The 25,856-nt window shown below is 61.9% G+C and carries 29 protein-coding genes and 1 pseudogene; 14 read left to right on the top strand and 16 right to left on the bottom strand.

The window, feature by feature from the left end:
- Positions 1–55 precede the first annotated feature (55 nt).
- From RA302_RS32540 to RA302_RS32480, 13 genes are all read right to left on the bottom strand, one after another.
- The gene (locus tag RA302_RS32540) at positions 56–580 is read right to left on the bottom strand and encodes a hypothetical protein (RefSeq protein ID WP_155277970.1); all 525 of its coding nucleotides are present in this window, start codon (positions 578–580) and stop codon (positions 56–58) included.
- Positions 581–622: 42 nt separating this feature from the next.
- Positions 623–964, bottom strand: coding sequence for a hypothetical protein (locus RA302_RS32535; protein ID WP_037127196.1), 342 nt, complete (start codon positions 962–964; stop codon positions 623–625).
- Positions 961–1,770 (bottom strand): hypothetical protein, encoded by an 810-nt coding sequence (locus tag RA302_RS32530; RefSeq protein ID WP_030537868.1) that lies wholly within the window; start codon positions 1,768–1,770, stop codon positions 961–963. The genes RA302_RS32535 and RA302_RS32530 overlap by 4 nt, the downstream gene beginning before the upstream one ends.
- 332 nt (positions 1,771–2,102) lie before the next feature.
- Positions 2,103–3,071 (bottom strand): hypothetical protein, encoded by a 969-nt coding sequence (locus tag RA302_RS32525; protein ID WP_030537869.1) that lies wholly within the window; start codon positions 3,069–3,071, stop codon positions 2,103–2,105.
- Between the two features lie 84 nt (positions 3,072–3,155).
- Positions 3,156–4,061: a hypothetical protein gene (locus tag RA302_RS32520; protein WP_030537870.1), complete on the bottom strand. Its 906-nt coding sequence runs from the start codon at positions 4,059–4,061 to the stop codon at positions 3,156–3,158.
- Positions 4,062–4,473: 412 nt separating this feature from the next.
- Positions 4,474–4,818 carry a hypothetical protein gene (locus RA302_RS32515; protein ID WP_030537872.1) on the bottom strand — a complete coding sequence of 115 codons (345 nt, stop codon included), beginning with the start codon at positions 4,816–4,818 and terminating at the stop codon, positions 4,474–4,476.
- Complete coding sequence (locus RA302_RS32510; protein WP_030537873.1) at positions 4,815–5,045, bottom strand: hypothetical protein; 231 nt, start codon at positions 5,043–5,045, stop codon at positions 4,815–4,817. Before RA302_RS32510 ends, RA302_RS32515 begins: the two co-directional genes overlap by 4 nt.
- Entirely contained in the window at positions 5,042–5,539 is a 498-nt protein-coding gene (locus RA302_RS32505; RefSeq protein WP_051720998.1) for a hypothetical protein, read from the bottom strand. The genes RA302_RS32510 and RA302_RS32505 overlap by 4 nt, the downstream gene beginning before the upstream one ends.
- The gene (locus tag RA302_RS32500; RefSeq protein WP_155277971.1) at positions 5,536–5,676 is read right to left on the bottom strand and encodes a hypothetical protein; all 141 of its coding nucleotides are present in this window, start codon (positions 5,674–5,676) and stop codon (positions 5,536–5,538) included. The genes RA302_RS32505 and RA302_RS32500 overlap by 4 nt, the downstream gene beginning before the upstream one ends.
- Positions 5,661–6,059, bottom strand: a complete 399-nt coding sequence (locus RA302_RS32495; protein ID WP_051720999.1) for a hypothetical protein — start codon at positions 6,057–6,059, stop codon at positions 5,661–5,663. Before RA302_RS32495 ends, RA302_RS32500 begins: the two co-directional genes overlap by 16 nt.
- Positions 6,056–6,505 (bottom strand): hypothetical protein, encoded by a 450-nt coding sequence (locus RA302_RS32490; RefSeq protein WP_030537876.1) that lies wholly within the window; start codon positions 6,503–6,505, stop codon positions 6,056–6,058. The genes RA302_RS32495 and RA302_RS32490 overlap by 4 nt, the downstream gene beginning before the upstream one ends.
- Positions 6,505–7,551 carry a hypothetical protein gene (locus RA302_RS32485; RefSeq protein WP_030537877.1) on the bottom strand — a complete coding sequence of 349 codons (1,047 nt, stop codon included), beginning with the start codon at positions 7,549–7,551 and terminating at the stop codon, positions 6,505–6,507. Before RA302_RS32485 ends, RA302_RS32490 begins: the two co-directional genes overlap by 1 nt.
- A 230-nt stretch (positions 7,552–7,781) precedes the next feature.
- Positions 7,782–8,366, bottom strand: a complete 585-nt coding sequence (locus RA302_RS32480; RefSeq protein WP_051721000.1) for a hypothetical protein — start codon at positions 8,364–8,366, stop codon at positions 7,782–7,784.
- 355 nt (positions 8,367–8,721) lie between these two features.
- On the opposite strand from RA302_RS32480, the pseudogene RA302_RS32475 reads away from it, so the two are divergent.
- The 6 genes and pseudogenes from RA302_RS32475 (at position 8,722) to RA302_RS32450 (ending at position 13,227) form a co-directional block, all read left to right on the top strand.
- Positions 8,722–9,523, top strand: a pseudogene (locus tag RA302_RS32475) (NlpC/P60 family protein).
- Between the two features lie 10 nt (positions 9,524–9,533).
- The gene (locus RA302_RS32470) at positions 9,534–10,064 is read left to right on the top strand and encodes a hypothetical protein (protein WP_030537879.1); all 531 of its coding nucleotides are present in this window, start codon (positions 9,534–9,536) and stop codon (positions 10,062–10,064) included.
- A 572-nt stretch (positions 10,065–10,636) separates the two neighbouring features.
- Positions 10,637–11,257: a hypothetical protein gene (locus RA302_RS32465; RefSeq protein WP_051721001.1), complete on the top strand. Its 621-nt coding sequence runs from the start codon at positions 10,637–10,639 to the stop codon at positions 11,255–11,257.
- Entirely contained in the window at positions 11,254–11,514 is a 261-nt protein-coding gene (locus tag RA302_RS32460) for a hypothetical protein (RefSeq protein WP_030537881.1), read from the top strand. The genes RA302_RS32465 and RA302_RS32460 overlap by 4 nt, the downstream gene beginning before the upstream one ends.
- 22 nt (positions 11,515–11,536) lie before the next feature.
- Entirely contained in the window at positions 11,537–12,052 is a 516-nt protein-coding gene (locus RA302_RS32455) for a hypothetical protein (RefSeq protein WP_030537882.1), read from the top strand.
- Entirely contained in the window at positions 12,049–13,227 is a 1,179-nt protein-coding gene (locus RA302_RS32450) for a hypothetical protein (protein ID WP_030537883.1), read from the top strand. Before RA302_RS32455 ends, RA302_RS32450 begins: the two co-directional genes overlap by 4 nt.
- A 98-nt stretch (positions 13,228–13,325) precedes the next feature.
- Here RA302_RS32450 and RA302_RS32445 read toward each other — a convergent pair whose 3' ends face one another.
- The gene (locus RA302_RS32445) at positions 13,326–13,619 is read right to left on the bottom strand and encodes a hypothetical protein (protein WP_238054051.1); all 294 of its coding nucleotides are present in this window, start codon (positions 13,617–13,619) and stop codon (positions 13,326–13,328) included.
- A 106-nt stretch (positions 13,620–13,725) separates the two neighbouring features.
- Between RA302_RS32445 and istA the strand changes: the two genes are divergently transcribed.
- Together istA and istB are read left to right on the top strand one after the other, a co-directional pair.
- Positions 13,726–15,267, top strand: a complete 1,542-nt coding sequence (istA, locus tag RA302_RS32440; RefSeq protein WP_338481248.1) for an IS21-like element IS1415 family transposase — start codon at positions 13,726–13,728, stop codon at positions 15,265–15,267.
- A complete protein-coding gene (gene istB / locus RA302_RS32435) occupies positions 15,267–16,058 on the top strand; it encodes an IS21-like element IS1415 family helper ATPase IstB (protein ID WP_003944771.1) in 792 nt (263 codons plus the stop codon). Before istA ends, istB begins: the two co-directional genes overlap by 1 nt.
- 6 nt (positions 16,059–16,064) lie before the next feature.
- Here istB and RA302_RS32430 read toward each other — a convergent pair whose 3' ends face one another.
- Both RA302_RS32430 and RA302_RS32425 read right to left on the bottom strand, forming a co-directional pair.
- A complete protein-coding gene (locus RA302_RS32430; protein WP_238054052.1) occupies positions 16,065–17,342 on the bottom strand; it encodes a cutinase family protein in 1,278 nt (425 codons plus the stop codon).
- A 39-nt stretch (positions 17,343–17,381) separates the two neighbouring features.
- Positions 17,382–18,233, bottom strand: a complete 852-nt coding sequence (locus RA302_RS32425; RefSeq protein WP_030537885.1) for a sigma-70 family RNA polymerase sigma factor — start codon at positions 18,231–18,233, stop codon at positions 17,382–17,384.
- 331 nt (positions 18,234–18,564) lie between these two features.
- On the opposite strand from RA302_RS32425, the gene RA302_RS32420 reads away from it, so the two are divergent.
- From RA302_RS32420 to RA302_RS32395, 6 genes are read left to right on the top strand one after another with little or no spacing between them, the layout of a single operon-like run.
- Entirely contained in the window at positions 18,565–18,894 is a 330-nt protein-coding gene (locus RA302_RS32420) for a hypothetical protein (protein WP_030537886.1), read from the top strand.
- A complete protein-coding gene (locus RA302_RS32415; RefSeq protein WP_051721002.1) occupies positions 18,891–20,000 on the top strand; it encodes a conjugal transfer protein in 1,110 nt (369 codons plus the stop codon). The genes RA302_RS32420 and RA302_RS32415 overlap by 4 nt, the downstream gene beginning before the upstream one ends.
- Before the next feature lie 20 nt (positions 20,001–20,020).
- Positions 20,021–20,377: a hypothetical protein gene (locus RA302_RS32410; RefSeq protein ID WP_030537888.1), complete on the top strand. Its 357-nt coding sequence runs from the start codon at positions 20,021–20,023 to the stop codon at positions 20,375–20,377.
- Between the two features lie 59 nt (positions 20,378–20,436).
- Entirely contained in the window at positions 20,437–21,075 is a 639-nt protein-coding gene (locus tag RA302_RS32405) for a hypothetical protein (RefSeq protein ID WP_051721003.1), read from the top strand.
- Positions 21,075–23,615 carry an ATP-binding protein gene (locus tag RA302_RS32400; protein ID WP_030537890.1) on the top strand — a complete coding sequence of 847 codons (2,541 nt, stop codon included), beginning with the start codon at positions 21,075–21,077 and terminating at the stop codon, positions 23,613–23,615. The genes RA302_RS32405 and RA302_RS32400 overlap by 1 nt, the downstream gene beginning before the upstream one ends.
- Positions 23,612–25,855, top strand: a complete 2,244-nt coding sequence (locus RA302_RS32395; RefSeq protein ID WP_051721004.1) for a hypothetical protein — start codon at positions 23,612–23,614, stop codon at positions 25,853–25,855. Before RA302_RS32400 ends, RA302_RS32395 begins: the two co-directional genes overlap by 4 nt.
- Position 25,856 lies beyond the last annotated feature (1 nt).

Raw genomic sequence — 25,856 nt, 5'->3', positions numbered from 1 at the left:
GGGCCGGTGAACATTGCGTTCACCGGCCCTTTTCGTGTGCCAGACAGCTACCTGGCTACGCGATGTGGTCGGTGATCTCGCCCGTGGCCCGGTCCTTGGATCTGAGCACGGCGAACGGTGCAGGGTGCTGCTGTTCCCACAGCTCCAGCAGATACCGCTCCGACGAACTCTGTACGACCTGATCGGGCTGACCATGGCGTCCCTGCGCGCTCACACGTACTCGATAGGTGGCCGCTTCGCTCTCGGGTAGGACAGAACCGCCCTGCTCGTCGATGATCATGGCCTCCGCGCCGTGCACACGCAGATCACCCTCGCTGACATCGAGCGGGACCTCTGCGACCTCTTCCCACTGGCTGTCGGGTGGCCCCGGCGCTTCGTCGGTGACCACGACTTCCACCTCGACCCGCCCCATCGAAATGCCGGTCTTGACGAACACGATGTCGGCACCGCCGCGAACGAACGGCTTGTCGGCACCGGCTGTGTCGTCGAGATCGTCGACGTCCCATCCGGCAGGGCGCATCAACAGGAAACAACGGGAACTGGCCGGGACCGTGAAGTCTCTACGGACCAACTCCGCCACATCGGCCTCCTTCACAACTGCGCATGTGTGTTGTTCTTCAAACTACGTCGACGTTGTGGGTGCTTCAGTGATGGCGTCGGCAGTGACGAGCATGTCGATCTCGACGCTGTTGCTTCCGCCGGCGTCGGTGACGTGCACAGTTATGCCGGCCAGCCACTGTCCGTCGTGCATTTTCGCCCAGTATTTCAAAACGCCGTCCAGGTATCCGGACATGTAGAGCGCGGATGTTTTGACCCGCATGCTGACGTGATCGGCGCGCGATGCCCCGCCGCGGCCGAGTGGGAGCGCCCGGCCGATGTCGACTTTCACCGGCTTCGCTGGCTCGAATGTCCTGATCACAGGGTGGTCCGGCCAGCGCTCGTTCCAATGATCGGTGTTGATCACAGTGCCTTCTTCAGCGGGGCAGGCGCGTGTGCGGTGTCGGCGGTCGGTGAGATTGCTCGCCAGACCGATACCCCTGCTTCTTCGCGGATCTCCATCCGTCCTGCACGTCGTTGGAATCCCTTGCCTGCGGCGGCGACGTCGAGCTGGACGGAAGTCACCCGCCCGCGCCCCGCAGTCAGGCCGCTGTACCCGGCGACCCTCGATTCGATCCGCAGATCCGGGCCGTCCCATTGCCCGTGAGCGACCACGAGAACATTGCCCTTGGACCTCGCTCTGGCGACGACTGCTCGCGCCCTCGACGGTGTGACGGCCGCCCCGGAAAGTCCGAGTATCACCAGGTCAATGCCGTCAAGCAGGATTGCTGCCACCTCGACCGCACTGTCCCGAGGTTCGGGGATCAGTGCGATCCGTGACAAATCTGCACCTTGTTCCGTAGCTGCGAGTAGTCCCAGGGTGGGCATGCCGATCACTGCTGCGTGCCCACCGGCTGCGGTGACGGATGCGAGCAGTCCGATGAGGACGGAGTTCGCTCCGGAGACGCTGACGATGGTGCCTCGTGCGAGTCCTCCGCGGGGGAGTAGTTCGCCGAGCGGCGGCGGCACCGGGAGCATTCGGAGGGTCGATTGCGCCGTGGCCACGATCGGAGTCGGCTCGCGCTCGCCTACGGGTTTGAGCATCACCGAAGGTGTCGCTGGTTCGGTGCCGTCGGAGCGGGCCGGGATCGAGGCCATCTTGCGGCGTAGCTGTTCGAGCTTTTCTGCCTTGTTCAGCACCGTTGTTGCTGATGAGTGGGGCTGTTGGTTCATCGTCGCCCCGCTTTCCTGGATCCGCGCGTACGTCCCGCACACCCAGGATACTCGAACGTAAGTTCGATAGATACAGGTCCGAGCCGAGTAAACGCGGTGTCTAGCTCTCGCGAGGGATGATGTTCTCTACCCCTCCGGCTCTCTCGGCAGGAGGGAGCCCGCCGCCATTTCGCCGCGCGGTAGACAGCGAGCGCACCAGTTAGCTGCCTATTGAATGTTTTGCTATTTTCGACGCCGGGGCCGGGCGGGTAAGGGAAGACCGGCTCGGCCCCGCATCGAATCGCGCGCCGCCACACGGTTGCCAATGAGTGAAGTGACAATGTGCGGTTTCACTACGTTCCGTCCACAGCAAACAAGGGACGAATGTCGCAGTCCCGCAAAGGGTGAGCTGCGGGTACGGCAGTGACAAGCGCATCGGCGATCCTGTTGACCGCGTCGGTATGTATGTCGAGGAGATCTTTGACACCAGCTGTGGCAGTGGCGATCAGTGACGTCGTTGTCATCTCCCCTTCGTATCCGGGAGGCCTGATACCGGCCGAAATCAGATGCAATGCAGCTATTTCGGCATGGTGAATATCAGCCGCCGACCCGCCGTCGCGGCGGCCCCCGCGGTGATCGAGGACCATGCCGGCGAGTGAGATGTGCAACGAGGCCCACAGTTGGGTTTCGTTATCGGCCAGAGGATCGGTGACCTCTACGTTTCCGCTCGACGAGCCTTCGCCGTCACGCGCTGGATAGACGACGGCCTTGCGGATCGAAGCACCCGCCGCCAGCGCGATCACCGCGTGAGCTGCTTCATGGAGTGCTGTCATTCGCAGATCGTCGAGATCTTCAACCGTTTTGTGCTTGGTGCGCTGGTCATGGGTACGGAGATGCTCGATCAGTGCCGTCACGGCGACGCGGTCGTCAGGGTCGACGGCACGGGTGAGAGCAGTCGAGACGAGCAGTTCATCGCCTACTTCGTCGAGAAGACTTTGTTCGTGTCGGTAGTGCACGGCTCGGCGTGCCACGGGCGTGTGTTCGCACACGTCCCACTCGTCGGCACGACGACCTGTCCATCCGCCGAATGCCCGATACAGGTAGATCGCGCACAGGCTCCCGACAATTGCCCCTACCGCATTGTCGAGGCCCCCGGCTACGGCGACGAAATCCGGCCACAGTCGCCACAGCAGCCATCCCACAGATGCCGCGCCGACAAGGGCGTACAGGCTGACGAGGGTTCTGCGGCAGGCTGTACGCGCGCTCGGAGGAAGCGATTCGAAGAAGAGTGTCGTTCGCCGGGGCAGGCGAATTCGACTCATCCGGGGCGGTGAGGATACGGGGCCTGTCGTCATCAATCTCTCGCTCTGCAAGTAGTAGGCTTCGGCGTTCGACGGGTGTCGTCGTCATCTCGAGTTTTCGTGCCGAGCAATGGTTTCGGCGCGGATTGCGCAGTCTTCGAGGTCGGCGATCGTGTGCCACGCGTCCTCCCAATCGCCACCTTCGTGAGGGTCCAGTACGTTCATGGCGTTTCGTAGTGCAGCTGCGGCGACACCGATCACGGAGGCATCGATCGTGGCCGGGGCTTTCGGCGAGTCGATGAGGTCTCGGTACGGGATGTTCTGACGCAGGCGGCACTGACGGCACAGGCGTCCGTCGAACTCTGCATCCAGCCCGTCGTGGTACCAGTCGGGCGTGATGCACCGGCAGTGTGTCGGCGTCGTCTCCGCCTTAACAGACGGGGCGTTCGGGCATGGTTTGTTGGTCCCGCCGCCGCCGGCGGGGTAGCGCTCGTGAATTCTGTTGTGTGATCCATTTCGCCCGAAGCAGTTCGGGCACAGTGTTACTGCCTCAGCCTTCGTCTCCTCGGCTGTGAGGGTGGATGGGATGGAACCATCCGAAGCACCGATATTCTCGGCTGCTGCAGTACTGGTATCGAGACGCGCCTCCGCTGGTTCGGTGGCCAGGAACCGTGCGTGGAGACGGCGGGCGGCTTCTCGGCTGGCGATATTGCCGTACTGCAGCGCGCAATTCGACACCTGTCGTATCTCGTCCGCCTCTTCAGTGGCGATGCGCCGGTGACCGTTGAGCTGTAGCCAGTAGAAGACAGCTTTCCCTGCTGCCAGGAAGAACTCGTCGGGCTCTGAGCCGTAGGGGACACCTTCACCGGCTCCGATCGCGACTCTTCCGATGTCGATCGCGAGTTCGTCTGCGGCTGTGAGGTTATCGGCGTCGAAACCTGTTGCCGGTTCCGCTGCGGGGGTGGGGAATTCGTAGCCGTGCTGGTGGGCGGTGTCGCCGGTGGTGGTCATCTGTGGTGTCTCCGTTCGATATCGGGAGGAATTCGGATTCGTTGTCCCGGCGTGTGGTTCAGGAATGAGTGGCTGCTTTTTTCAGGGGTGAAAGGGGTTATCGTGCGGGGCTTGCGCACTAGTAGCGTTTTTCGCGAAGAACTCGAACAAAGGGCCGGTGAGCGTGCGGGTGTGCAGTGCGTCGGGAGTTGGGTTTCGAGTGTCGCTCATTCCGCCACTGCCGGAATGACTGGCGCCCACGTGCTTGCTGTCACCGTGCGGGATACGGCAATGGGTTTGAGCGGTCCAATCCCCGTGGATGTGTCCCACATTGAGGCGACATGTTCCGCCTCATTTTGACTTTGCATCGGCGCTACCGTGCGGATGCCATCGAGGGTGTTTCTTTCGACGCCCCATTCGGTCCAGGTCTCCATCATTCACCGTCCGGGGTGAAGAGGACGACGATTCCGGTTTCCCATGCATCGGGCTTGAAATAGATCGGATCGCCGCCTGCGATTGCGTACCAGTCGATATCCTTCTGTGCCGCGAGCTGCCCGCCTACGAGCACGACGCTCAACTCTGGCAGCGCGTCGAGTTCGGCCGCGTTGTGCACCGTGCGAGGTTTCGACCAGCCCTGAGACTTCATCACCTCCACTGCTGCGGCGGCTGCTTGTTTGCGGAAGGGCCAACCTTCGAGTGTCGCCCTGATTGCGTCGATCAGCTCCACCTCGGCTAGTTCATCGCTCGCGGGTATGGCCTGGGATTGGATCTCACTCACTTCAACTCCCCTTTGTGCGCTGGTTCATCGAGGCCCCGTTCGTACAGAAATTGCTTGCATGACTTGAGGTGATCGATCAGTGGGTCGAGTTGGTTGAAGGGGATGGTGAGGTCGTCACCGGAGCGGTTGTCGATGGTGATGGCAGGCTGGTGGATTTCACCGATGCACTCGACAATCGGGTCGTGCCCGTTGTCGACGTCGCCCCAGTTCCACATCTTGGTGCTCATCGCTGTTTCCTCTCAGAAGGCTTGCGGTTCAGTCGGTATGCGAATGCGACGAGGACCTGGTGCGGAATGGGCTCCGGTTCGGGATTCGAGCGGGCGCGCTTGATGATCCGCACTGCATTGCCGTCGATTTCCCAGAGTCCGCACCCGTCCGGGATCTCCTCCGGCTTTAACAACCCGACTGGGGTGGCATAGACGAAACGGTGGGTGATCTTCCGCCACGGCCGTCGCTTTTCCTCGCTCTCGCGGAGGAAGTCGGCGCGGCTGATCTTCACTTCGATCGCGGTTCTCGTTGCCCCGCCGTCGAACATGAGTCCGTCGATTCTGCGATAGACCGGCGTCCCGTCGTATTCGGGCATGGGATCGCCCGGCTCCCAAGCGCTCCATGCATCCCGGACCGGGTCTAATGCATCGCGGTCGGTCACAGTGATTTCGCGAACCAGCGCACAATTGGAGTGCTTGCGGGCGATTGCATCGAGTACTGCAGTTGCGTTCATGATTCCCCTTCCAAAGCTGCGCCGATGGTTCGCCCCTTTGTGGGAGCGGTGTTGTCGAGTGCGGTTGTGGTCATCTGAGGTGTCTCCTTCGGCGCAGTCTCTTTGGTCGGCGAAGGGGCTCTCAGTGCGGCGGCCATGCCAGCTCACCTTTCCGCTGCTCATTGAGGTTTTCCGGTAGCCGCATGTCAGCGGTAGCTGTCACCTTGTGGGTATGTGGACGGAGTGACGTCGATGAGTTCGACACCGCCGCGTTCGGGGTGGTGCGAAGGATCGCGAGCGCGGCACGGATATCGCGGGCTGCGGCGGCGAGGTGGGTGGTGATGTCCTGGTTGTGGGCTTCGGCGGCGAGAAACAGTTCCAGCTCTTCGGGGTACGTTCTCGGGCCGGTGTAGAGCCCTCGGAGTTCTTCGCGTGCGTCAGCTATCGCGGCCAGTGCATCGTCGAGGGCCGCGAGCATTGCTCGGAGGTTCCGTTCGGCCGAGTCGGGGAAAACTTGTGCGGGACTGTGTGTTTGAGTCATGAGCGGGAAACTCCTGTCGTGTCATGTCGCGTTTCGAGGATCGGTTCGTACGCGTCAGGCGTCGGAATCGGCCCCGGGGTATGCCAATCGGTGGGCGGGAGGACCGCGGCGATGCGGGTCTCTACGCATTTCGACGGTCGGCGGCTCACTTGGATGTCTCCGGCGATCAGCTCGCGCATCCGATCTGCGATGTCGCTGTCGTCTTCGTAACCGCTGCAGAAGATTCTGTCGTCCGGGCCGCGCACGCCTCGCTCGGTGTCGAGGATCGTGTAATACGGGACCCTGCGGAGGTTGAACGGGCTGGTAAGGATCGCGAACCTGCCATCGCCGGATGTGGCTCGCACTCTCCACCATCGCCGGGACTCCGCGAATTGGACGCGGTGCCCCATTTCGAGCGCGGTAGCAGCGACCGTGGTCTCGGCTGATCCTGTCGTGACTTCTCCCATCAGTCCCGCTCCTCGAATTCGGAGTGCTCTCCGCGTAGTTCTGCCAACGCGGACTCTCGTGCGCGCCGAAGGTCTGTGAGGTCGATCGCCAACTGATCTATCGTCGAGGCCGCCACATCATCGCCGGCCGCGTTGGCCAGAAGGTTCTCGATGGCCCGGTCTCCATCGTGAATCTTGTCGAGAGATTCACCGGCAGTGATCGATTCCTGCAGCTCGAGCAGATGGCGACGATAGCTCCACAGCGCAGCTACACGTGTGAGCAGCGATCGCTCGACGCGCTCGAGCCACCGGCTGCTCACCAGGTGAGCTTCCCTCGCTGCCCGAGCTTGCGGGCCGCCACCCGCCGCCGGGGTTCCCAAAGTTGCTCGCACTGCTGCTAGTTCACCGGCGTGCGCAAGAATTCCGGCCAGTTGTTCGTCGAGATTCAGGCGGATGCGGCTGACGTCGAGATCCTCACTTTCCCAGACCGGTACGGTGCGGATCTCGTCGACGAGTGCCGATGCCGCCAACGCCAACCGCAGCTCGACATGCGCTCCGCCCGCCGAGATCAACGACTGCACAGCAGCGACGGCGACACCGATCTCGGATTTGTCCTCCGCACTCAGCCGGAGTGGATCGTGGCGGGTCCACCACCACAACCCCGCCGCCTCCATCCCCGCTACGAGACCGATGCAGACCAGTATTGCGACGAGTGGGTTCGCCGGCGCAGTCACGCCCGCAAAAACCGGGATGAGCCCGATCAGAACCGGCGCGAGAAGAGCGAGCGGAATCTTCACTTCCTCACCGCCTGCTATTCGACCGGTATGTACCGTCGTGCGCCACACATCGCGCCGGGGGTAGTAGTCGAGCGACGAGTTTCCTTCCCACCCAGGCTCGTCAGCACTCCACGTCTGCTCGCGCCTGAGCCCGACGATCTCCGCCACTCGCTCGCTCAACATCTGCTCCCATAACCGGTCGAGCGCGCACAAGAATTCTTCGCTCTCTGGATCCACGTCGATGTCGGTGATCATGGACCGCACTGCGGTTGCTGCACTATCTACGCTCACGTCACGCTCCGACCAGATCCGTTGTAGGTGAATGCTCCCGGTGATAGGTCTGCGCACGGACAAGTAACTGATCGAGCGCTTCTCCAACGACTGTGGCTGCTCCAGACCCACCATGTGCCGGCCCCCGCGACGTTGCTCAAGGCTGTCGAGATCAACTTCGTTGTCAGTCATGGGACGCGGTGCCTTTCGGTTGTTTCTGAGGGTTGTTCATCGAGGTGAGAGGAATGCAGTCAGTGGACGGCGACGCCCTTTTTGAAGGCCTGGCCGCGCGAGAATTCGCGGCCCAATGGTTGTGCGAACGGTCGCTTTCCTGGGAAGTACGCCTTGTGGTGCAAGGTTGTGCATTCGGGGTGGTTCCACAGCGTTGGTGTGTTCGGGCTGCCGACGTCGAATCCTGCTTCTCGCCAGAACTGGATCAGTTCCGGGCGGTCAGGGGTTGATCCGTACAGGTGCCCTTGCTTCGCGGTGGCGGCGGAAAGGTCGTCAACCAGCGTTCGGACGAGTCGTGCTCCGATGTTGGTCGATCCGGTGGTTTCCGGTTTGACCACCAGGTCTTCGAGTATCCAGACGGTCCTCGATATCCACACGCATCCGGTTTCTGACCATCCAGCTCTGCGGGCGGCGCGTGCCAGTCCGTGTGGTGGTGATGCCAGCACGTATCCGATAGGGCGATGGTTCGACGTGGCGATGATTCCGATCGAATCCACTGCGTTCAGTCCGGCGGGGGCTGGTGCACCTGAGGTCCATCTTCGGTGCAGTGACGTCATTTTCTTGCTTTCGCGCGGGTGAAAACGCTGAAATTCGATGCTGTCCATGTGGTCAGTCCCTTTCCCAGTTTGAGGACAGGTGATTGTGCGTCCCCTCCTATAAGAGAGGAGGTCCGAGGTGGGGGTTGCTGTGACATCAATTGCGAAAAAAGTTTTGACGGGGCACTGTGCGGGGTCCTCGTGGTGGTGCCGAGGTGCTGCTGAAAAGTCGCGTCGGTGTGGGCATATCGCCAGTGTGACTGCGGGTCATTACATCGTGAGCAGCCCGATTTCGAGGCTGAAGGAGCGTGGATCGGAATGTGCGTGATGTTCGTAGTGTCATGTGCCGCGGTTAGCGTCCGGATTGTCACCACGACGTTTGCGTTGGGAGTCCTACCAACGCACAAGGACCAAGGAGTTTGTCATGGCGTTCGATCCGATTTCGATTCTTGTCGCAGGTGTTGCTGCTGCGGGTGCAGCCGTTCAGGGTTCCCCTCTGCCCCCGCCCGTTGCGGATATTGCTGCGAATGTGGTTGCAGCAGTGGAGCAGTCGGCCCCTGAGTGGGATGCTCAGCTAGCTCCCTACCTTGAGCAGCTTCCTGCGGACATTCCCGCGTACGCTGAACAATTGCTTCCTCCGCAGGACACATCGCCGGAGCCAGCAGTGCCTGATGCACCGGTGGAGAGCCTCGAACCGACCATCACTGTGCCGGCGCCAGTTGCTCCCGTGGTTGCTCCCGTCGTACTGGCTGGCCCGGGGTCCTCTGCCCCGTCTGCTGTTCCACCATTGACTTCGCTGATTCCCGGGTTGTCGGGCGTTCCCGAACTTGTCTTCGATTCGAACATTCCGCGCGACGTGGAGATCGCCCGCAAAGTCATCGAAGCGGCTTTGACGGCGCTCGGGCTGCCGTACCAGTGGGGCGGCGGAGCCCTCGACGGTCCGACGATGGGTGATGGAACCGGCGGTGCGACAGCGGGTTACGACTGCTCCGGGTTGGTGCGCTTCGCGGTATTTCAGGCAACGGGAAAGGAATTGCCTCGGACCTCGCAAATCCAGTTCACTGTTGGCACTCAAATTGCTTGGGACAGCGCACAGCCTGGAGACCTGCGCGAATCATGTTGCGATCTACCTCGGTGGGGGCCGCATGATCGAAGCACCGCAGACAGGGCAGCTCGTGCAGATCAGCGCCGTCCGCTCGGACATGGTGCCGGTCAGGCTCTTCTGAGCCGACAGCCATGTCCAGCGAGGACGAGGCACACGAGATGGTCGATGCGACGGGTACACGTCGACGACTGCAGGCATTGCTCGCCAACGGGCACCGCGCGAAGGATCTCGTTGCAGCTCTGGGCGTGCACACCAGTTGTCAACGAATTATTCGCAGCGAGAAAGTATCTGCGGTCATCCGAGACAGTGTCACACAGTTGTACGGAGAGCTCGAAAATCGAGTCGGCCCGTCGGATCTAGCCCGCGAACGATACCGCGGTCTCGGTTACCTGTCGCCGATGTGGTGGGACCCTGACATCATCGACGATCCGGATGCCGAGCCGGCCGGCATTCGGGTGTACATGAAGATTCGAGTCGAAGACGCGCAGGGGGTCATCCGTTACCGACGAGTGTTGGTGGACGTCGTCACCGAAACACGAGTGGAACGTGTCGCCCGTATGCACCGACTGGGCCTCTCGGTCGATCAGATCGCTGTTCGTATCGGGACTCGGGTCCGTTACGTGAGGCGCGATTTGGCTGAACTCGGCGTTTCACATCGGTGATGGTGCTTCTTGTGAGAGCAGATGTCGGTGGTGGAGGGGCGGGGATCGAACTCGTTGGATTCCCGCCCAGCCGGTTGAGGCCGGGCTGATGAAACGTGCAGATCAACCCGCCTTCTCGTCGTGTGCGTGACTCGCTTTCCGAATATGACTTGTTCGAGATGTGCTGTACCGGATGTAGCGTCCCGTTTCGAGAGGTTGCTGGGGAACAAGCCCACAGTGGTCCGTTAACGATCGAGGAGATTCGATGACGATGAACTCACCGGAACCGTCACCCGCTCAGGCATCGTTGCCTGGATCTGGGATCCCTGGCCGACGGAGGTCGGACGAGATCGTGTCGACTTTCCTGCGTGCCGCGGTCCTTTCCGGACATGTAGATGGAGATCGGTTCCCTACCAACGGGAATGGCGACATCGTTGCTGTAGACGAAAGGAAGTTTTCATGAACAACATGGGGGAAAGTCGCATCGAATCCCGACTGAGCGCACTGCTGTCGGAGTTCGATACAGGCGAACAACAGAAGGGATCCGCGCGAATGGACTTCGCGCTGGGTGCGCATGCAGGCGGCAGGGATCGATGAGAACTCGTGAGCTCGTTGTCGTACAGGTCAATGCGACAGGCGATGACCCGGCGCGACACGTCGCACTGGAAGTTGCGGCCGTGAGCCTTGGCAGTGAGAAGCGCTGGGATTTGACGGTGCCGCTCACCCCGGAACAGCTTGCGGATGCGGATCCCTCCGTTCTGCGCCGAAATGGCTACTATCGGCGAGGTTTGGCGGACCGTGCCGACCTCACTCGCTCAGTTCTCTCTGCTCGAATCGCCGACCTGGCGGGGGCTTTGGCTGGCAACACCCTCGGTGGGACGTCCCCGGAAGACTCTGCCGATTTTCTCGCCCGACTATTCCGTAGCTTCGATATCGAGCCACGATGGCACCCACGTCTGGCAGGCATCGGAGCATTGACGGCTGGCGCATTCGGACTGGCTGCGACATCGATTCCGACGTTCACGGCCTGCTGTCGAATGTGGGGAATCGATTTCGACGCGGACGAGCCGTCAGCGATGACGACCGCCACAGCTGCGGCAGGGTGCTTTCACGCTCTCGATCAGTACAACGCGGTCGAAGTGCTGCAGGGGAGCGATCCGCATCCGGTCAGGCTGTCAGTGGTCCCCGACCCGATAGTCCGCTCGCAGTCATGATCGGGAAGGGGACTGTTGAGCGCTTCCTTTCTCGGGTCGCAGGTCGGCACCTCGCCGGCGCATATTTTGTCGTTGTCGTCATCGTCAACGTGGCCCAGTCGTGGCGACGAGATGGCGCCCTGCCGTCGTGGACGGTCTGGCTCCTCGACGTTCCGTTGGTCGTCGTCGTTTTCGGAATGACCGGATTGTGGATCGTGCAGCGCGTCCAGCGATCTAGGGGAGCGGACGGCCACCCAAGCAGTGAAACGTCACAGTGACGAACCATAGGAAGGTCCGTACATGACCGACACCACCGCAGTATGCGCGAAGATCATCCGTCGATACGCAACACTGCGCGAGGAATATCTCCACGGCAAGTCCGACGCGGATTTCAACAGCTCCTCGACAACTGACCAAGAGCGGTGGCTGATGTGTGAAATCAGTGGTCTACGTAAAGCCGCCGATCTGCTTTCCTCAGATGCATCAGAGGCACCGATGGGGCTGCCCTCGCGATACTGGGATGCGTGGCCAGACATGGTGGAGGAGATCCGCAGTAGTCCGGTCGAGAACGAAGCCCGCTCGCAGAGCGCGACCTCAACAGCCGTTGCGCCGGGCCTGGACATGAACCAGCCGGAGACGTTCTCGCAGTGCGCACCGAGCTGCGATGCCTGTGGCACGGACGTCCAGCATCGTGAAATTCCTTCAGATGGATGGACACAGTCGCACGGTGAAAACTACTGCCCTTTGTGCTCCCTCGTCCGACAACAGACCTGGGGAGCGTCCACTCACTATCAAAAGAGCGAGGACGAATCATGACGCGTCGCCGCAGTGAATCTGAAAGTTCACCGCGCCTCGACTCGAAGTTGGCTCGACCGACGCAACAGTCCACACGTGGACCCGCTGATCCACACAAAGTCATGCTCTCGAAAATCGACACCCGAAATCGCGCACGACTGCGTTCCATTTCAGCCTCCAAAAAGGCGACGCTTGCGCTCGGCGCTTGGACGGAACGAGCAGTGACGCACGGTGGACTCACAGTCTCCGAAATCGCGAGCCAGCTCGGAATGGCACGCACGACGCTCACGGAGTTCAGACGTCAGGCCAATGCTGCCGGCTACACCATCACAGACGAGCAGGATGGATGGATCCAGCAGTTGCCGGCGCATGAATTCGTCGATTGCGTCCTCTCCGCGGGTCCGCTCGCGGAGATCATCACGAGTACAGACCCCAGCGACCTCGTCTACTTGTCAGGGCAGCCGCTCCACCGTTTTGACCTGTCGTCCCGCGGCTCGGTGCCGCACCTCATGGTCCGATGCGGGGACGATCCAGACAATTGGTTGATGCTGAGCCGATCTGGTTTCGACGGTGCAAGCGCGGCCGACACTGTACGTCTCGTTCTCGTTGCGCTCGGGATTGAACTGCACATCATCGACCACATCACACGGCACACAGTCACCCACCTCGTGCTCGACGACGACCATCTCCGAACGACGAAAGCCCACCACCTGGGATTGCCCCTCGCGGTAGAAATCGAGGGCGGTCGCCGACACCTCATCACGCTGACAGGAAAGTTCGAGCCCTCGTCGCCGTCGGGGTACTTCGATGTCGGCGATCTCGTTCTTCCGGGTGTCGCGGGACGTCTCTTCGGACTCCTCGATCGACACCCACGGTTCATTGGTGTACCGCGCCGGGGCACGATCTTCTCCACTCGTAGTGTTGCCGGTGCGGCGGGATTCGTCGACGACCACGGCACCGTCTACCCGCTGGTGATCGAGCAAGGTTCGCTGCAGATCTGGGTCACAGATTTCGAACCGACCGATTTCACCGAATGGTTGCCGCAAGAATTTCACAGTGTGCTCCACTCTGCGGGGCTGCTCCCCGCAGACTTGGCCGATGAGGATCCTGCCCAGGCGCTGCGGGCGCTTACCTCCACAGGGCGCGGCCGCGCACCTGAGACTCATCTCAACGGTGGGATCACATGGCTGCCGTAGTCTCCGTTCTTCGCCGCTGAGGAGTGGCCGCAGACGCATTGAGGGCCACAGAACGAATTCTGTGACCCTCAATGCTCGCAAGCACTGGTTTGATGCAACTAGGCGGTGACAGCTGCCCCGCCGTTGTTGATCTGAGTGCGAAGATTGTTCGTCAGTTCCTCCGCGCCAGTTCGTCCGGAATCGTTGATCGGTGTACTGGCGTAGGAGTTGTGATCGTCGTTGGCGATGAATGTTGCGTAGTTCAGTACCTCGTCGAGAACCTTGCCGGGGGTGAGTTCGTCAGCCATCTTGTTGAGCATGGGGAAGGCATCGAGAGGAAGTGCCTTCAGCGTCTTGCGGACCGCGTTGTTGAGTTGGCCGACGAGTGTCGACGGCCATCGTAAGCTCCCCACTGGCGGCCATTTATGGCGCATTTTGTGGCCATGGTTTCTCCCCGCGTACGGCCAGATAGTTCCCCACCTGCTGTGAGTCAGATTCGGTCCCGGCAACGCTGGGTGGATGAAATCGAGCAGGGAGATCATGGAAATTTTGGAGGCGTACGACCTCACGGGTAGTTATCGGGCGGCGGCGGAGCTGGCTGGGTGTGATCACCACACGGTGGCCCGGTATGTGCAGATGCGCGCTGCGGGGCAGCCGCCGGACCGCCGGCGGCATCGAGCGCGGGCGATCGACGACTTTCTGCCGAAGATCGAGGAGTTGGTGGTCCGCTCGCAGGGCAAGGTCCGCGCGGATGTCATCCACGAACGGATCGTCGCGCTGGGGTTCACCGGCGGTGAGCGGACCACGCGCCGGACGGTCGCGGAGGCGAAGGCCCAGTTTCGGGCTGGTCGGCGGCGAGTGTATCGGCCGTGGGTAACCGAACCTGGGCTGTGGTTACAGTACGACTTCGGTGACGGGCCAACGATTTCCGGCCGGAAGACGACGTTGTTCTGCGCATGGTTGGCGTGGTCGCGATTTCGGGTGGTGATCCCGATCTGGGACAAGACATTGCCGACGGTGGCGGCGTGTTTGGATGCGACATTCCGCCGCTTGGGCGGGGTTCCGGTCTATGTCCTCACCGACAACGAGAAGACCGCGACGATCGATCACGTGGCCGGGATCGCGGTCCGCAATCCGGAGATCGTGGAGGTGGCACGGCATTACGGCACGACGCTGCGGACGTGTTTACCTGCTGATCCGGAGTCGAAGGGAGGAAGTGAGGCGACGGTGCGGATCGCCAAAGCCGACCTGTTGCCGAAGGAGGTGAACCTGCGCGAGCAGTATCACTCTTTCGGTGAGCTCGAGTCGGCTTGCCGGCAGTTCTGCACCGACGTCAACACCCGCGTCCACAGCTCTACTCGGCGGCGGCCGGTCGAGCGGCTGGCCGAAGAGTTGCAGCGGCTGCATCCGCTGCCGAAATCTCCGTTCACCGCGGTGTTCGGCACTACCCGGCGGGTGAACTGGGAGTCGACGATCTCGGTGGAAGGGGTGCGGTATTCGGTGCCGCACACGTTGATCGACACTCGGGTCTGGGCCCGCTTCCATGGTGAGGAGCTGATCGTGACCGCCGTCGACAATGATGGCGGTGCAGTCGAAGTCGCGCGGCACCGCCGCGGCCAACCCGGTTCACCGGTCCTCGACAACGACCACTACCCACCCCGCCCAGACCGCGACGCCGCCGACCGGGTGCCCAAGCCTCGTACCGCCGCCGAGCTCGCCTTCCTACATTTGGGCCAGGGTGCCAACAGCTGGCTGGTCGAGGCTGCCGCCGCGGGAGCGCGCCGCATCAGGGCGAAGATGGCCGAGGCCGTGGACCTTTCGAAGCTGCACTCCCCGGACGCAGTCGACAGAGCGTTGGGGACGGCGGCGATGACCGGCCGGTTCGCCGATCGGGACCTGATCTCGATCCTCGACTACCAAGTCACCCACGAACACGCTGATCCGGTCCGTCGCAGCGAGAACCACACTCTGCAACCGGGCACCGCCGCCTGGTCCACCTTCGGCCAGACACCAGCGCCGGCCAGCCCAGCCACTACTGACGATGAAAGCGATGACGCCTGATGAGCACCCCTTTGCGCACTGTTACCAGCGCTAACGGCGACCCGTTGGCCGAGGCGATCGACCTGACTAAACGCCTGAAACTGCCCCATATCCGCAGGTCCTTGAGCGATATCATCCCGACCGCGAAAGCCCAACGCTGGGACCCCGCCGAAGTCGTGCGGGTTCTCCTCGCTGAGGAAGCCGCCGGCCGGGACCGGGCGAACCTGCACACTCGCCGCAAACGCGCGGGTTTCCCTACCGGCAAGACCTTCGGCGACTGGGACGAAACGAAATCGTCGATTCCCCGCGCCACCCAGGACGCGCTCCGCACCCTGGAGTGGGTCGGGCGGCGTGAATGTTTCTGCGTCTGTGGGCCTTCGGGAACGGGCAAGTCTCACTTCACCGAGGCACTCGGGCAGGCCGCAGTCGAAGCTGGGCTGGCGGTGTCTTGGTTCACCATCGAAGACCTCGGTGCCCTGGTCCGCCGGCACCGTGCCGACGACTCCATCGCCCGAGCCCTGACGAGGATCATCCGCTCCGACCTGATCATCGTCGACGACATCGGTCTGCTCCCGGTCTCTGAAGACGCCGCCGAAGGATTCTATCGCCTCGTCGACGCTGCCTACGAACGCCGAGCGATTGCCGTCTCGAGCAACCTGCACCCCTCCGGCTTCGACGAGATCATGCCCAAAACATTGGCCACCGCCACCGTTGACCGGCTCCTGCACCATGCGCACGTCGTCGTCACCGACGGCGACTCCTTCCGCCTCACCGAAGCCACCACCGGCAAGGGGGTGAAGCCCTTCAGCTAACCCAAATCAGAAAGCGGGTGGGGAAAAACAACTGGCCGCCACCGGGGAGAACCCGTGGCCACCAGCGGGGAGAACTACTGGCCGCCTACGGGGAGAACTTCGTGGCCATTGACAGACGAGCTTTCCGAGATCGGGCGGCAGTGCAATGTAGTTCTGCATCGCCGCGTTCGCCGAGATACGGGAGACGGTTGCGCCGATGGCTGCGTACTCGTTGATCGGCAGCTTGGATACGACCTGCCCGATCACGGTGGAGAGCTGCGTAGCGAAATTGATCACCTGGGGAGCTAGCTGCGCGAGCAGTCCCGGAACCGCGAGGAAGTCACCCCGGGCGACCGTGTCGGTGAGCTGAGTGACAGAGGCGGCGATAGGTGCGATGTCCGCGCCTGGGATCGTTTTGGCAGCGACATCGGCGCTCAGATTGCCGACCTGTGAGGCGAGATCGAGAGCGAGTTGGGGGACCGCCAGGAAGTTCCCGGTCGCGACATTTTGGTTGAGTGCGTCGAGAGTTTTGGTCAGCGGAGCACCGTTGAGTCCGAGGAGTGTCGTGACGACGCCGGCGACTGACTTCACGGGGTCACGCGCATCAATCTGCGAACCGAGAGCACCGATGAATTGTGTCCCGACAGCATCATCGGGGGTGTTGCAGTAGAGGTCTCCGGCTGCGCAGACGCTGACCGCGATGTCGCTCAGTTCGCCGAACCCAGCCGGTCGAGCGCCCGCGAATCCTACGCCGGTGATGGGAGCGCCGATGCTCTTTCCCGCGTTCTTGGACTGTCCAGGGTCGGCGAGAAGGGCGACGCCGAACATGCGATTGCGATCGACTGGTCCCGATCCGCTGCCGATATTTGCCGCCAGGTCTCCCGCCGCATCGGCGCCTTGTGAGAATCCGGTAAGCCCGAACTTGGTATTGGTGCATTCGGCGGCCTTGTCGGCGATCATCTTCGAAGCGGTGTCGATTGCCTGCTTCTTACTTGTGCCGTACGTGTCGGCTTTGTCGTCGACGATGAGAGCCATGTACGGCACGTACTCGACTTGGAGCTGCGAGGTAGAGAACTCGCTCGCCAAAGGATCCGTGACGTTTTTGAGCATCCCCCGGGACTGGTTTGGATCGGCATCGGCGGTCGTTTCTGTTGTTCCGGGGATGGCGAGTAGAAGGTTGTCTGGGCACGCAGGCTTTGGAGCGCTTTGATTGGCTGTCGCGGCGGGAACCGCGACTACAGCTGCCAGAACTCCGATGGCAACAGCGGCCACCGTGACTCGTCGTGCGGTGATGAATGTACTCATCGGAGTGTCCTTGTCTTGAGGGCGTGAATGGAGTGAGACTCAGCTTGCGAGGGGAAGGTTCTTCTTCACAGAGCGGCCCATGGTGATCCGTTTGATCTTGGGTTCTGGGACGTTGAGGTGATCGCACACGGCGTCACGGACCCGGGCGATCGAGCGACTCAACCGCTTACGTGCGGTTGCGTGCGTGATTCCCATTTCTTTCGCCGCCGCGGCGATATCGGCACCGTCTTCGTTCATGTATGACCGGGTGATCAGTGTGCGATCGGAGTCCGAAATGGTTCCCTGATCTACTGCCCAATCCAGTACATCCATGACATCGACCTCGGTGGGATCGTCGGTGCGAAGGAACTCCTCGGCAGCCTTTTCGTCATTAGCGATGTGGAAGTAGGTGTCATCGACGGTGAGGTCGAGAACCACAGTTGTGGCGGTGATCTTGTTGAGGGTGTTGAGCGCGAGTTGTGCCGCGATTCCGCGGTGAGTCCCGCGATACGTCGAGATGGTTTCCCAAAATGCATGAAGGGTGGCAGCGGTGCGGTCTGCGTACGCGGCCCGTGCGGAAACGCCGTTGGCAACTCGTGCGTACTTCTGCATCCCGGTCAGTTTCGGACGCATGAATTCAATGAGCGTGCTGCCCGCCAGTGCCGACCCCGCTTGGTGTGCGTGAAGTAGTACCGACAGAACGGCGTCCGGTTCACAGAAGGTGAGTGCCTTCAGTTCAGCGAACGACTCGGCACCCACAAGTTCGGGCCGGGTGTTGACCCACTGCGAGAGTTCGATACGAGCAGAAGGCGTCGCGGACTCTCGTACCCACTGCTGATGCAGGACCGCGAGAAAGTCCGTCGAGTTGACGGGAATGGTGGCGCTGGTGTGCGCGTGGATGGACGTGTCCACGGCGATCTCCTATGCAGAAGGAATTGGTCTGCATAGGAGTAGATCAACGGGTTATTGCCGTGACCTGCATGTATGTCATTGCCATTGGGGCTTCTGTTATTGCCGCGGCCGCGCCGATCGACCCACATTCGCCGTGAACGCGGTCACAGTGGGTTGCGCAGGCGGTCGCCCGAGCAGGCAGTTCTTCGACTGGCAATGACGACGAAAACTGCTTCAGAAAACTTTTTGAAGAAAGTTCGCCGAGACCTGTCACAGCAGTCCGAAAATCGAACCTCCTCTCTTGTAGAGGCCCTCGAAATTGCCGAGAGCCAGACGAGAGGAAGGACCTGACATGGCCGAGCCGGACCCGCAGGTGAGCACCGATCCATGGAGAGATCCGTTCATTCGTTTCAGTGGTGAATCAGACGATCTCGGTGGCCAGCTACGCGATGCAGGTCTGGTGTTCGCCGTACAGGAACAACTGCGGACCGCGCTGACAGAGCTTGCAGATCACCCTCTCAGTCCGGAGGCCGGCGCACGGGTCCACTACCTGTTGGGCGAGCCTGCCGCTGGCGCACGTGCAGCGCTCGGTCGGATGAACACGAGCCGAAAGGCTGCAACGCAACCGCCGACTCTGTCGATCGTCGCGCCGCTCATCGAGAGCGAAGGCAGCTCCTCATGAGTCGCTTCAAGGGAATGAAACGGAAGCCCCGCACGGACAAGATCGCCCTCGACGACAACGAACCGCAGAGCGAACAAGCGACGTGGGCGCGCACCCAAGATCGGAAGACACAACTGGTCCGGTTCGGACTTTTCGGGGCCATCGGAGCTGGAGTACTGGCACTCGTTCTCGTGTTGTCCGGGTTCACCGTGTCCTCGCCAACAGTGGTGAAACCGAAGTCCACGACATCCGTGAATACCGCTTCACAGGCACAGGCGGAAGACCTCGCGCAACAGTTCGTCGTGACGTGGCTTCAAGCGAAACGTGGTGCCGAAAAGTCGCTCGCTCCATACGTTCGCTCGGAAGGAATCAAGCTCCCTGCTGAAGCGCTCTTCGTTGCCAGCGACGCGCGAATTGCAAGCGTCGAACTGCAACCTGCACCCGTGAAGTCTGCCGCAGAATCCGGAACTGGTGCGCCAACTACCGACAAGTCCGAGGTCTACTCCGTCATCGTCTCGGCCTCGGTGCGGCAGGTGTCAGAACCCTCCGAAGCCTCGCAGAGACGCTTCTATTCAGTACCGGTTGTCGTCAATGACGGCAGCGCCCGGGCGGCATCAATCCCGTCACCCGTTCCGGCGCCTGCGACCGGGCCCGACGTGAATCTTGGTTACAAATACCGCATCGTCGCCGGGCATCCGTCGAACACTGCAGTCCAACAGTTCCTTGCAGCTTTGTCCGCGGGAACGGGAGAAATTTCGCGATACATCGCGCCCGGAACCTCCCTTCGGGCGATTAGCCCAGCCCCCTACAAGAGCGTCAAGGTCGTCGATCTCGTTTCCGATCGCGACTTCTCCGGTGAGGCTGCTGACAAAGCGCCGGCCGACGGAATCAAGATCCGAGTGCTCGCCACTGCCGAACTTTCGGTGACAGCCACCGAGTCGGTAACTGGCCAATATCCACTCACTCTCACCTCACGCGGCGGCCGTTGGGAGGTTTCCGCCATGGACCCCAGTCCGCTGCTTCCGGCCCCCGAACAGAACACAGCAGCCAGCGGCGCTCCCTCTACACCTGCTTCGACGACACCCGCGAGCGCAACTGCTCCCGCTTCAGCCACTCCCGTCAACTGACATCCACGAAAGGCATCCCGATGAGTACAACTGCACTTCTCCTCGACCCAAACACTCACCTCTTGGCGGAAGGAATCCTCGAATGGACCAACACCAAGGCCACCGAAACGCAAGACACGATCCGAATCCTCACCGCCACCGGCGCCTGCGGAGGCGTCGCCTTCACCGCAGTCAAGAGCCGCTTCTCCATGGCTCCGATCCTGCTCTCCGGACTCGTTGCGGGACTTCTCGTGTGGATCGTCTGGAACGTCACCGAAGTCAAGGACAAGGTGGGCTCCGAACTCGATTCCATGGGCCACTCGATCGTCGTCGATGCACCCGAGCCGCGTGCTGACCTTCTCGGATTTGCGAGCCTGCCAGACCCGCACGACATCTAACGCACCTCAGCCCTGAACGCAGCCAAACAGCGAGTCACCACGAAGGAGGTGCGAACGCCGTGAGCGAATCGGACCCGCAGTCAACGTCCCGAGAGGTCGTCAAGAACTACACCCGCGCACGAAAGTTCCCGCAGCTGCTCGGCATGACGCCGGATGGAAAGAAGCTCCCCGGCGGACCGTACAGCTACACACAGTTCGTCGGCGCCGGACTGGTAGCCCTCGTGCTCTGGAAGACACCAGGAATTTGGGCGACAGGCTCGCTGATTCGCAACGTATTCGTCTTCGTCGCACTCGTCGGGGTCACTGCGTGGGGCCTTGGCAAGCTCCCCATCGGTGGCAGGAATCCACTCTCCATGGTCGCCGGCGTGAGCAAAGCGCTCGGCTCGCCGGCACAAGCACCGAAGGTCTCCGGACCTACACCGCGCAGGCCCCGAGTACACGCACTCGCAGGCATGGTCACCGTCGTTCCGGTGCCCGCACTCGTGGCACAACCCCTCGTCGAACACATCGCTCGCCCGGTCCGCACGGAGCCCGAACCCGCTTCGACCCCTGTTCAAGACCACACCCCGGAGCGCCGCCGAGTTTCACCGCCGTCGATTCCCCGGCCTCCACTGGCCACCCAACCCGCTGCATCCACCAGCGTCCAGCGTCTTGTCGCCATGGCCGCCGCATCGCACAACACCCGAGAGAAGGCCTGATGCTTCAACCAATCACAGCTGTCGGAGGAAACCTTCGGTGGACGCGCTCAGGCACTGTCTGGGCAGACTTCATCCTGACCGGCATCGAATACGGCTACAGGCCCGCTGAGGACAAGAGCACTGCACGGTCTATGCACAAGATGCTGCTGCGTGCACTCGACGGAGAAGCGCTTCTGCTCGGAATCTGCGCCAGCCTCAATCCCGAGGCGGTAGTGGCACGGATGGAAGAAGGAATCGATCTCGACGCACACCCGCAGTGGGCCGCAGAGTGCGACGCCACCATCGAAACACTGGAAATGTTCCAACCTGGCAAGCGCATTTACTGGCTGTCCATTCCCCTGGCCAACAAGGGATGGAAGAACCAGGCGGCCGCGGCCTGGTCCGCTGCACGCACAACATTGACCGACTATCTCGGACTCCCGCGAACCTCACTTGACCCCGAAGAAGTCGCCAGGCGGACAACGCAGGCAAACATGATCGCCGCCGACATTCCTGCCTACTTCCGTCCCACACCTGCGACGCCTGCACAGATGATCTGGTTGCATCAACACAGCCTTCAGCGCGGGCTTGGCCTGGATTCGGACGTTCCGCTTTCCTATTCTTCGATCGGCACGAAGCCGATGGCCGCATTTACTGCGGCACGGTTCGACGAAGGCGCCCAGACCGATCGCCCCAGCACTGGTTGGAAATCGAAGGCCCCGACATTGACGAAGGCCCTCAAAATCGATCAGCCGTGGACTCTCGAGGAACGGCCCGCGAACTACCAATGCCTATTGGCGTTGGCCGACACACCCTCCGGCAACACAGTCTTCCCCGGCTCCGAGTTTCTCGCCCTGGCCGATGCCATTGCCGGCGTCGACGTCGATTGGGGCATCAGACTTCACATACGCACCTCGGCAGAGGTGTCGAAGAAGAACAAGCGCGCCCTGATCAACCTGAACGAGCAGTTCAGCCAGCGCGAGGGCGAAGTGTCCCATGGGCACGGGGTTCTCCACGCCGCAGCGGAGGACCTCGCCGAGTACGCCGCAAAAATGGATGCCGACAACATGGAAGTCGAAGTCCAGTCGACGACTATCTTCGCCATCGGGGCGCACACCGAAGAGGTCGCTCTCCGGGATGCGCGTCAACTTGCGAAGCTGTTCGAGCTGTCCAGTTACAAGTTGGTCAGCCCTCTCGGATTCCAAGAGGAACTGTGGGGCGCACTCAACCCTGGGGTATCGACGCCCTCCATCGTCAAAGAATTCGCTCAGATCACCACCTCCACCGATTTCTCCGCCTACGTGCCCTGCGTTCACAACGACTTGGGTGATTCGTCGGGCCCACTGCTCGCGTTGAACATCAGCTCGGCTCGGATCGGCGTGGTTCACCACGACGTCGCCAAGAAGTCGGCGGCCGACATCTCGGGTTCCTTCGCAGCGGTCGGGTCGTTGGGATCAGGTAAGTCAGTTCTCCTCAAAGGGATCGGCGGAGCCTTCCACGATCGCGGTGGGAAGATCGTCGTCGTCGACCACACCGAGGTGGGGGAGTACGCCCGATGGGCCGCCACCATCGCAGAGGCTGTCATCGCGGATCTGTCTCATCCCAAGTGGAGCCTGGACCCACTGCGAATCTTCGGGCCCGACAAGGGCGCCGAGGTCGCGACATCCGTTCTGCTGCCACTCCTGCAGCTCCAGCCCGACGAGCCGCTCGGCGTCCTTCTCGGCACTGTCCTCGAACCTGCCTACCGCGGTGAGCACGGATTGCTCGGCGGCGGCCTCGGGGACATCCTCGATCACCTCCGCAGCGCCGAGTGCACCCTCGTTCAACGCATCGAGCTGGCCGACAAACTCGGCGTCTATGCCCGCAAGTCCTATGCAGCGGCCTTGTTCGAGAAGGGACTGCCGGCACTCGACATCACAGCGCAGGCAATCGTCTTCCGCACCCACACGGTCAAACTTCCCAGCCAGCAGGAAATCGTCCAGGAACACCTGTTCCGCCAGCTCGGGTTGGAGAAGCGCGTAGGCCGAGCCATGTATGCACTCATCGGTCTGATCGCCCGCGGGATCTGCTTCGCGAATCCGACTGAGCCCGCGATGTTCCTCGCCGACGAGTGCCACCGCATGACGCGCGCCGAGGAAGGCGTCGACATCGTCATCGACTTCCTCCGAGAGGGCCGCAAGGAGCAGGCATACATCGGGCTCGGATCGCAGGACCCGGACGAAGGTTTGGGCAATGAGACCTTGCGAGGCTTGATCCCTACGCGGTTCGCGATGCGCCAGACAGATGCCACGCTCGCTCGCCGGTCTCTTTCATTCGTCGGTCTGGATCCCAGCGATCCCGACATGTTCAAAGAACTCACCGAACAGACGTCCCCCGTTTCGGGCAAAGACCCGGCCACCGGCGCGGAATACGTCGAGCCTCATCGCCGTGGGGAGGGCTACATGCGCGACGCCTACGGCAACATCGGCCGAATCAAGGTGCTCATGCCGTCGGAGCCGAACCGCGCACACGCAACCCAGACGACGCCGGACAAGGCGCCCAAGGAGCTGATCGAGGCATGAATGCCACAGCAATGTCGCCTGCCGACACGTCCCGTACCGTCTTCTCTGTTCGCGCCGGCGTCAAGGCGGCATTGCTGTGGGTTCTCTGGTCATGGGTTCCTCAACCTGTGTGCTCAGCACTCGATCGCCGTACCAAGGGGCTGCGAGTGTGGTTGTGGGCAACGAAAATTCGGCGTGCAGTAGTCAGAACGGTCGTCGGTTGGCACTTGATCGGAACGGTTGCGGTCATTGCAGCTCTGCCCGCACATGCTGAAGACGGATCCCGATCGCCGGAGAACCGCTACTTCAACTTCATGCTGGTGAAGGACTCACACGGTATTTCCGTATGGCGGTACTACCTCTCGATCGACGAAGGTTCCGCTCGGCACCCGACCTACATGGCGTACTCCATCATCATCCAGATCCAGTTCGAGATCTATCGAGCGATCTCAGGGGCGGCGATCTGGTTCATCACCTGGAGCATGTCGTTCGACTGGCTTCCGAAAATCGTTGCACCCGTACGAACGCTCGGCGATGCGGTGACCTCGATCACCGGACAGTTCAACCTCACCACCACGTTTCTGACAGTGACGGCGGGCGTCGTAGCGATCTGGATTATCCGCGGACGCTGGTCGACCGGCATCTACGAACTCATGATCTCCTGCGCGATCGCGGCGTTGGCCGTGGGTGTCCTCTCGAACCCGATCGAGCGCATCGCCGGCGAAGACGGGCTGATCATGCAGGGCCGCGACGCCGGCCTGCAGATCGCCGCGGGACTTGCCAACGACGGAGACATGAACTCGAGTCCCGACGAAATGATCAACGACATCGGAGCGGGCCTGGCGGACAGCTTCATTCGCCAACCCACCCAACTACTGAACTTCGGAACAGTCATCGACAGCGACCCCTCTGCAGGCGCCGACTGCATCGAGGCATGGGACTCGGCGCACGAAGACAAGAAGGGCAACGACAAAGACACCCTCAAGGACAACATCGCCGACTGCGACGGATCCGGCGCGAAAGACATGAAGGACTACGCCGACAACCCTGGACCCTCCCAGGTCATCGGCGGCCTGATCCTCGTACCCGGCAGCTCGATCATCATGCTCTTCGCCTTCCTGTTCTCAGGGGCGATGTTGATGGCAGCAGCGGCAGCACTCGGGTCAGCAGTCAAAGCGATCCCCGCCCTCGTGTTCGGTATCTTGCCCGGAGCCGGCCGCGGATCGCTGCTGAAAACCGCCTCCACTGTCATCATGTCCATCTTGATCATGGTGTTCGCAGTGGTCTTCGTTGCGGCATATCTGCTGGTGGTGCGATCGTTCTTCAATACGGAGAGCGGCGGGTTGATGGAGAAATTCGTCTTCGTCGACATCGTCCTGCTCGTCGGGCTCGTCATGTTCCGCCGAGGGATCAAACGTCTACGCAAGCTCTCCGACACCCTCGCACAGAAGATGGCCACCCGGCCCGGCGCAGCACCCACCGCGATCAGCAAGTCGACTCCGGTCGCCAGCCCGATGCAGAACGCCGCCGCAGCAGCACAAGTCGGCCGGCAGGTCTACCAGGGTGGAAAAACGCTCGCCAAGCACGGCGCCAAGGCGGCCCGCCACGGCGCAACTGCAGCGAAAGCCACAGGCAGCGCAGCACAAGCCGCCGGTGCGGCAACGGGTACAGCCGCGACCGGCGGAGTCGCTGCGGCCTACTTCGTAGGTAAAGCAGCAGTCGCAGGGGTGAAAGCAGTCAAGAACAAGCGCGCGGCGGGTAAAGACGTCGAGCCGGCTGCGAAATCCGAGACGAAGGAAAAGGACTCCACCGCGACTGCCGCAGCGATCGCGGCAGGGCAGAAGGGCAAGGATGCCGCGAAATCGGCAGTGTCCTCAGCTACCGCAGCGGCGGCATCGAAGGTCACCGGCGTCCCGGTCTTCACCGGTGCACCCAGACCTCGTCGGGACCAGGTCGCCAAGCCTGGAATCAAGAAGCCGGTCAGCAACGCACCCGTCTCCACTGCCGCTCGGCCCGCACGCGGCGACCGAGGCGGAGCAACACCGAAGACCACCAACGTCGGACGAGACACCTTCCGCGAGTACCGCACGAGCAATGGTTCGCCGATCTTGTTACCGGAACCCAAGAAGAGCTCCACCCGCCGAACCTCGGAGTCACCGACGTCGACCAACGAGTCCTCGGCGGTGCCTCGGGTTTCGCCGTCCACCGCTCGCCCGCAACCGTCCGAGTTGGTACGGCCCTCCAGACACTCCGCCGGGTAGG

The organism is Rhodococcus sp. DN22, from assembly GCF_036669995.1.
In the GTDB taxonomy this organism is placed as follows: Bacteria; Actinomycetota; Actinomycetes; order Mycobacteriales; family Mycobacteriaceae; genus Rhodococcus_F; species Rhodococcus_F erythropolis.
This window is presented reverse-complemented; position numbering and strand designations above follow the sequence as displayed.

Bases quoted from the DNA above. Each gene is read 5' to 3' on its own strand.
- RA302_RS32400 (WP_030537890.1), top strand. From the start codon at position 21,075: ATGCTTCAACCAATCACAGCTGTCGGAGGAAACCTTCGGTGGACGCGC.
- RA302_RS32510 (WP_030537873.1), bottom strand. From the start codon at position 5,045: ATGAGCACCAAGATGTGGAACTGGGGCGACGTCGACAACGGGCACGAC.
- RA302_RS32505 (WP_051720998.1), bottom strand. From the start codon at position 5,539: ATGAACGCAACTGCAGTACTCGATGCAATCGCCCGCAAGCACTCCAAT.
- RA302_RS32520 (WP_030537870.1), bottom strand. From the start codon at position 4,061: ATGACCACCACCGGCGACACCGCCCACCAGCACGGCTACGAATTCCCC.
- RA302_RS32410 (WP_030537888.1), top strand. From the start codon at position 20,021: ATGAGTACAACTGCACTTCTCCTCGACCCAAACACTCACCTCTTGGCG.
- RA302_RS32430 (WP_238054052.1), bottom strand. From the start codon at position 17,342: ATGAGTACATTCATCACCGCACGACGAGTCACGGTGGCCGCTGTTGCC.
- RA302_RS32490 (WP_030537876.1), bottom strand. From the start codon at position 6,505: ATGGGAGAAGTCACGACAGGATCAGCCGAGACCACGGTCGCTGCTACC.
- RA302_RS32415 (WP_051721002.1), top strand. From the start codon at position 18,891: ATGAGTCGCTTCAAGGGAATGAAACGGAAGCCCCGCACGGACAAGATC.
- RA302_RS32500 (WP_155277971.1), bottom strand. From the start codon at position 5,676: ATGGCCGCCGCACTGAGAGCCCCTTCGCCGACCAAAGAGACTGCGCCG.
- RA302_RS32465 (WP_051721001.1), top strand. From the start codon at position 10,637: ATGAGAACTCGTGAGCTCGTTGTCGTACAGGTCAATGCGACAGGCGAT.
- RA302_RS32460 (WP_030537881.1), top strand. From the start codon at position 11,254: ATGATCGGGAAGGGGACTGTTGAGCGCTTCCTTTCTCGGGTCGCAGGT.
- RA302_RS32495 (WP_051720999.1), bottom strand. From the start codon at position 6,059: ATGACTCAAACACACAGTCCCGCACAAGTTTTCCCCGACTCGGCCGAA.
- RA302_RS32530 (WP_030537868.1), bottom strand. From the start codon at position 1,770: ATGAACCAACAGCCCCACTCATCAGCAACAACGGTGCTGAACAAGGCA.
- istB (WP_003944771.1), top strand. From the start codon at position 15,267: ATGAGCACCCCTTTGCGCACTGTTACCAGCGCTAACGGCGACCCGTTG.
- RA302_RS32420 (WP_030537886.1), top strand. From the start codon at position 18,565: ATGGCCGAGCCGGACCCGCAGGTGAGCACCGATCCATGGAGAGATCCG.
- RA302_RS32450 (WP_030537883.1), top strand. From the start codon at position 12,049: ATGACGCGTCGCCGCAGTGAATCTGAAAGTTCACCGCGCCTCGACTCG.
- RA302_RS32395 (WP_051721004.1), top strand. From the start codon at position 23,612: ATGAATGCCACAGCAATGTCGCCTGCCGACACGTCCCGTACCGTCTTC.
- RA302_RS32470 (WP_030537879.1), top strand. From the start codon at position 9,534: ATGTCCAGCGAGGACGAGGCACACGAGATGGTCGATGCGACGGGTACA.
- RA302_RS32480 (WP_051721000.1), bottom strand. From the start codon at position 8,366: ATGGACAGCATCGAATTTCAGCGTTTTCACCCGCGCGAAAGCAAGAAA.
- istA (WP_338481248.1), top strand. From the start codon at position 13,726: ATGAAATCGAGCAGGGAGATCATGGAAATTTTGGAGGCGTACGACCTC.
- RA302_RS32455 (WP_030537882.1), top strand. From the start codon at position 11,537: ATGACCGACACCACCGCAGTATGCGCGAAGATCATCCGTCGATACGCA.
- RA302_RS32525 (WP_030537869.1), bottom strand. From the start codon at position 3,071: ATGAGTCGAATTCGCCTGCCCCGGCGAACGACACTCTTCTTCGAATCG.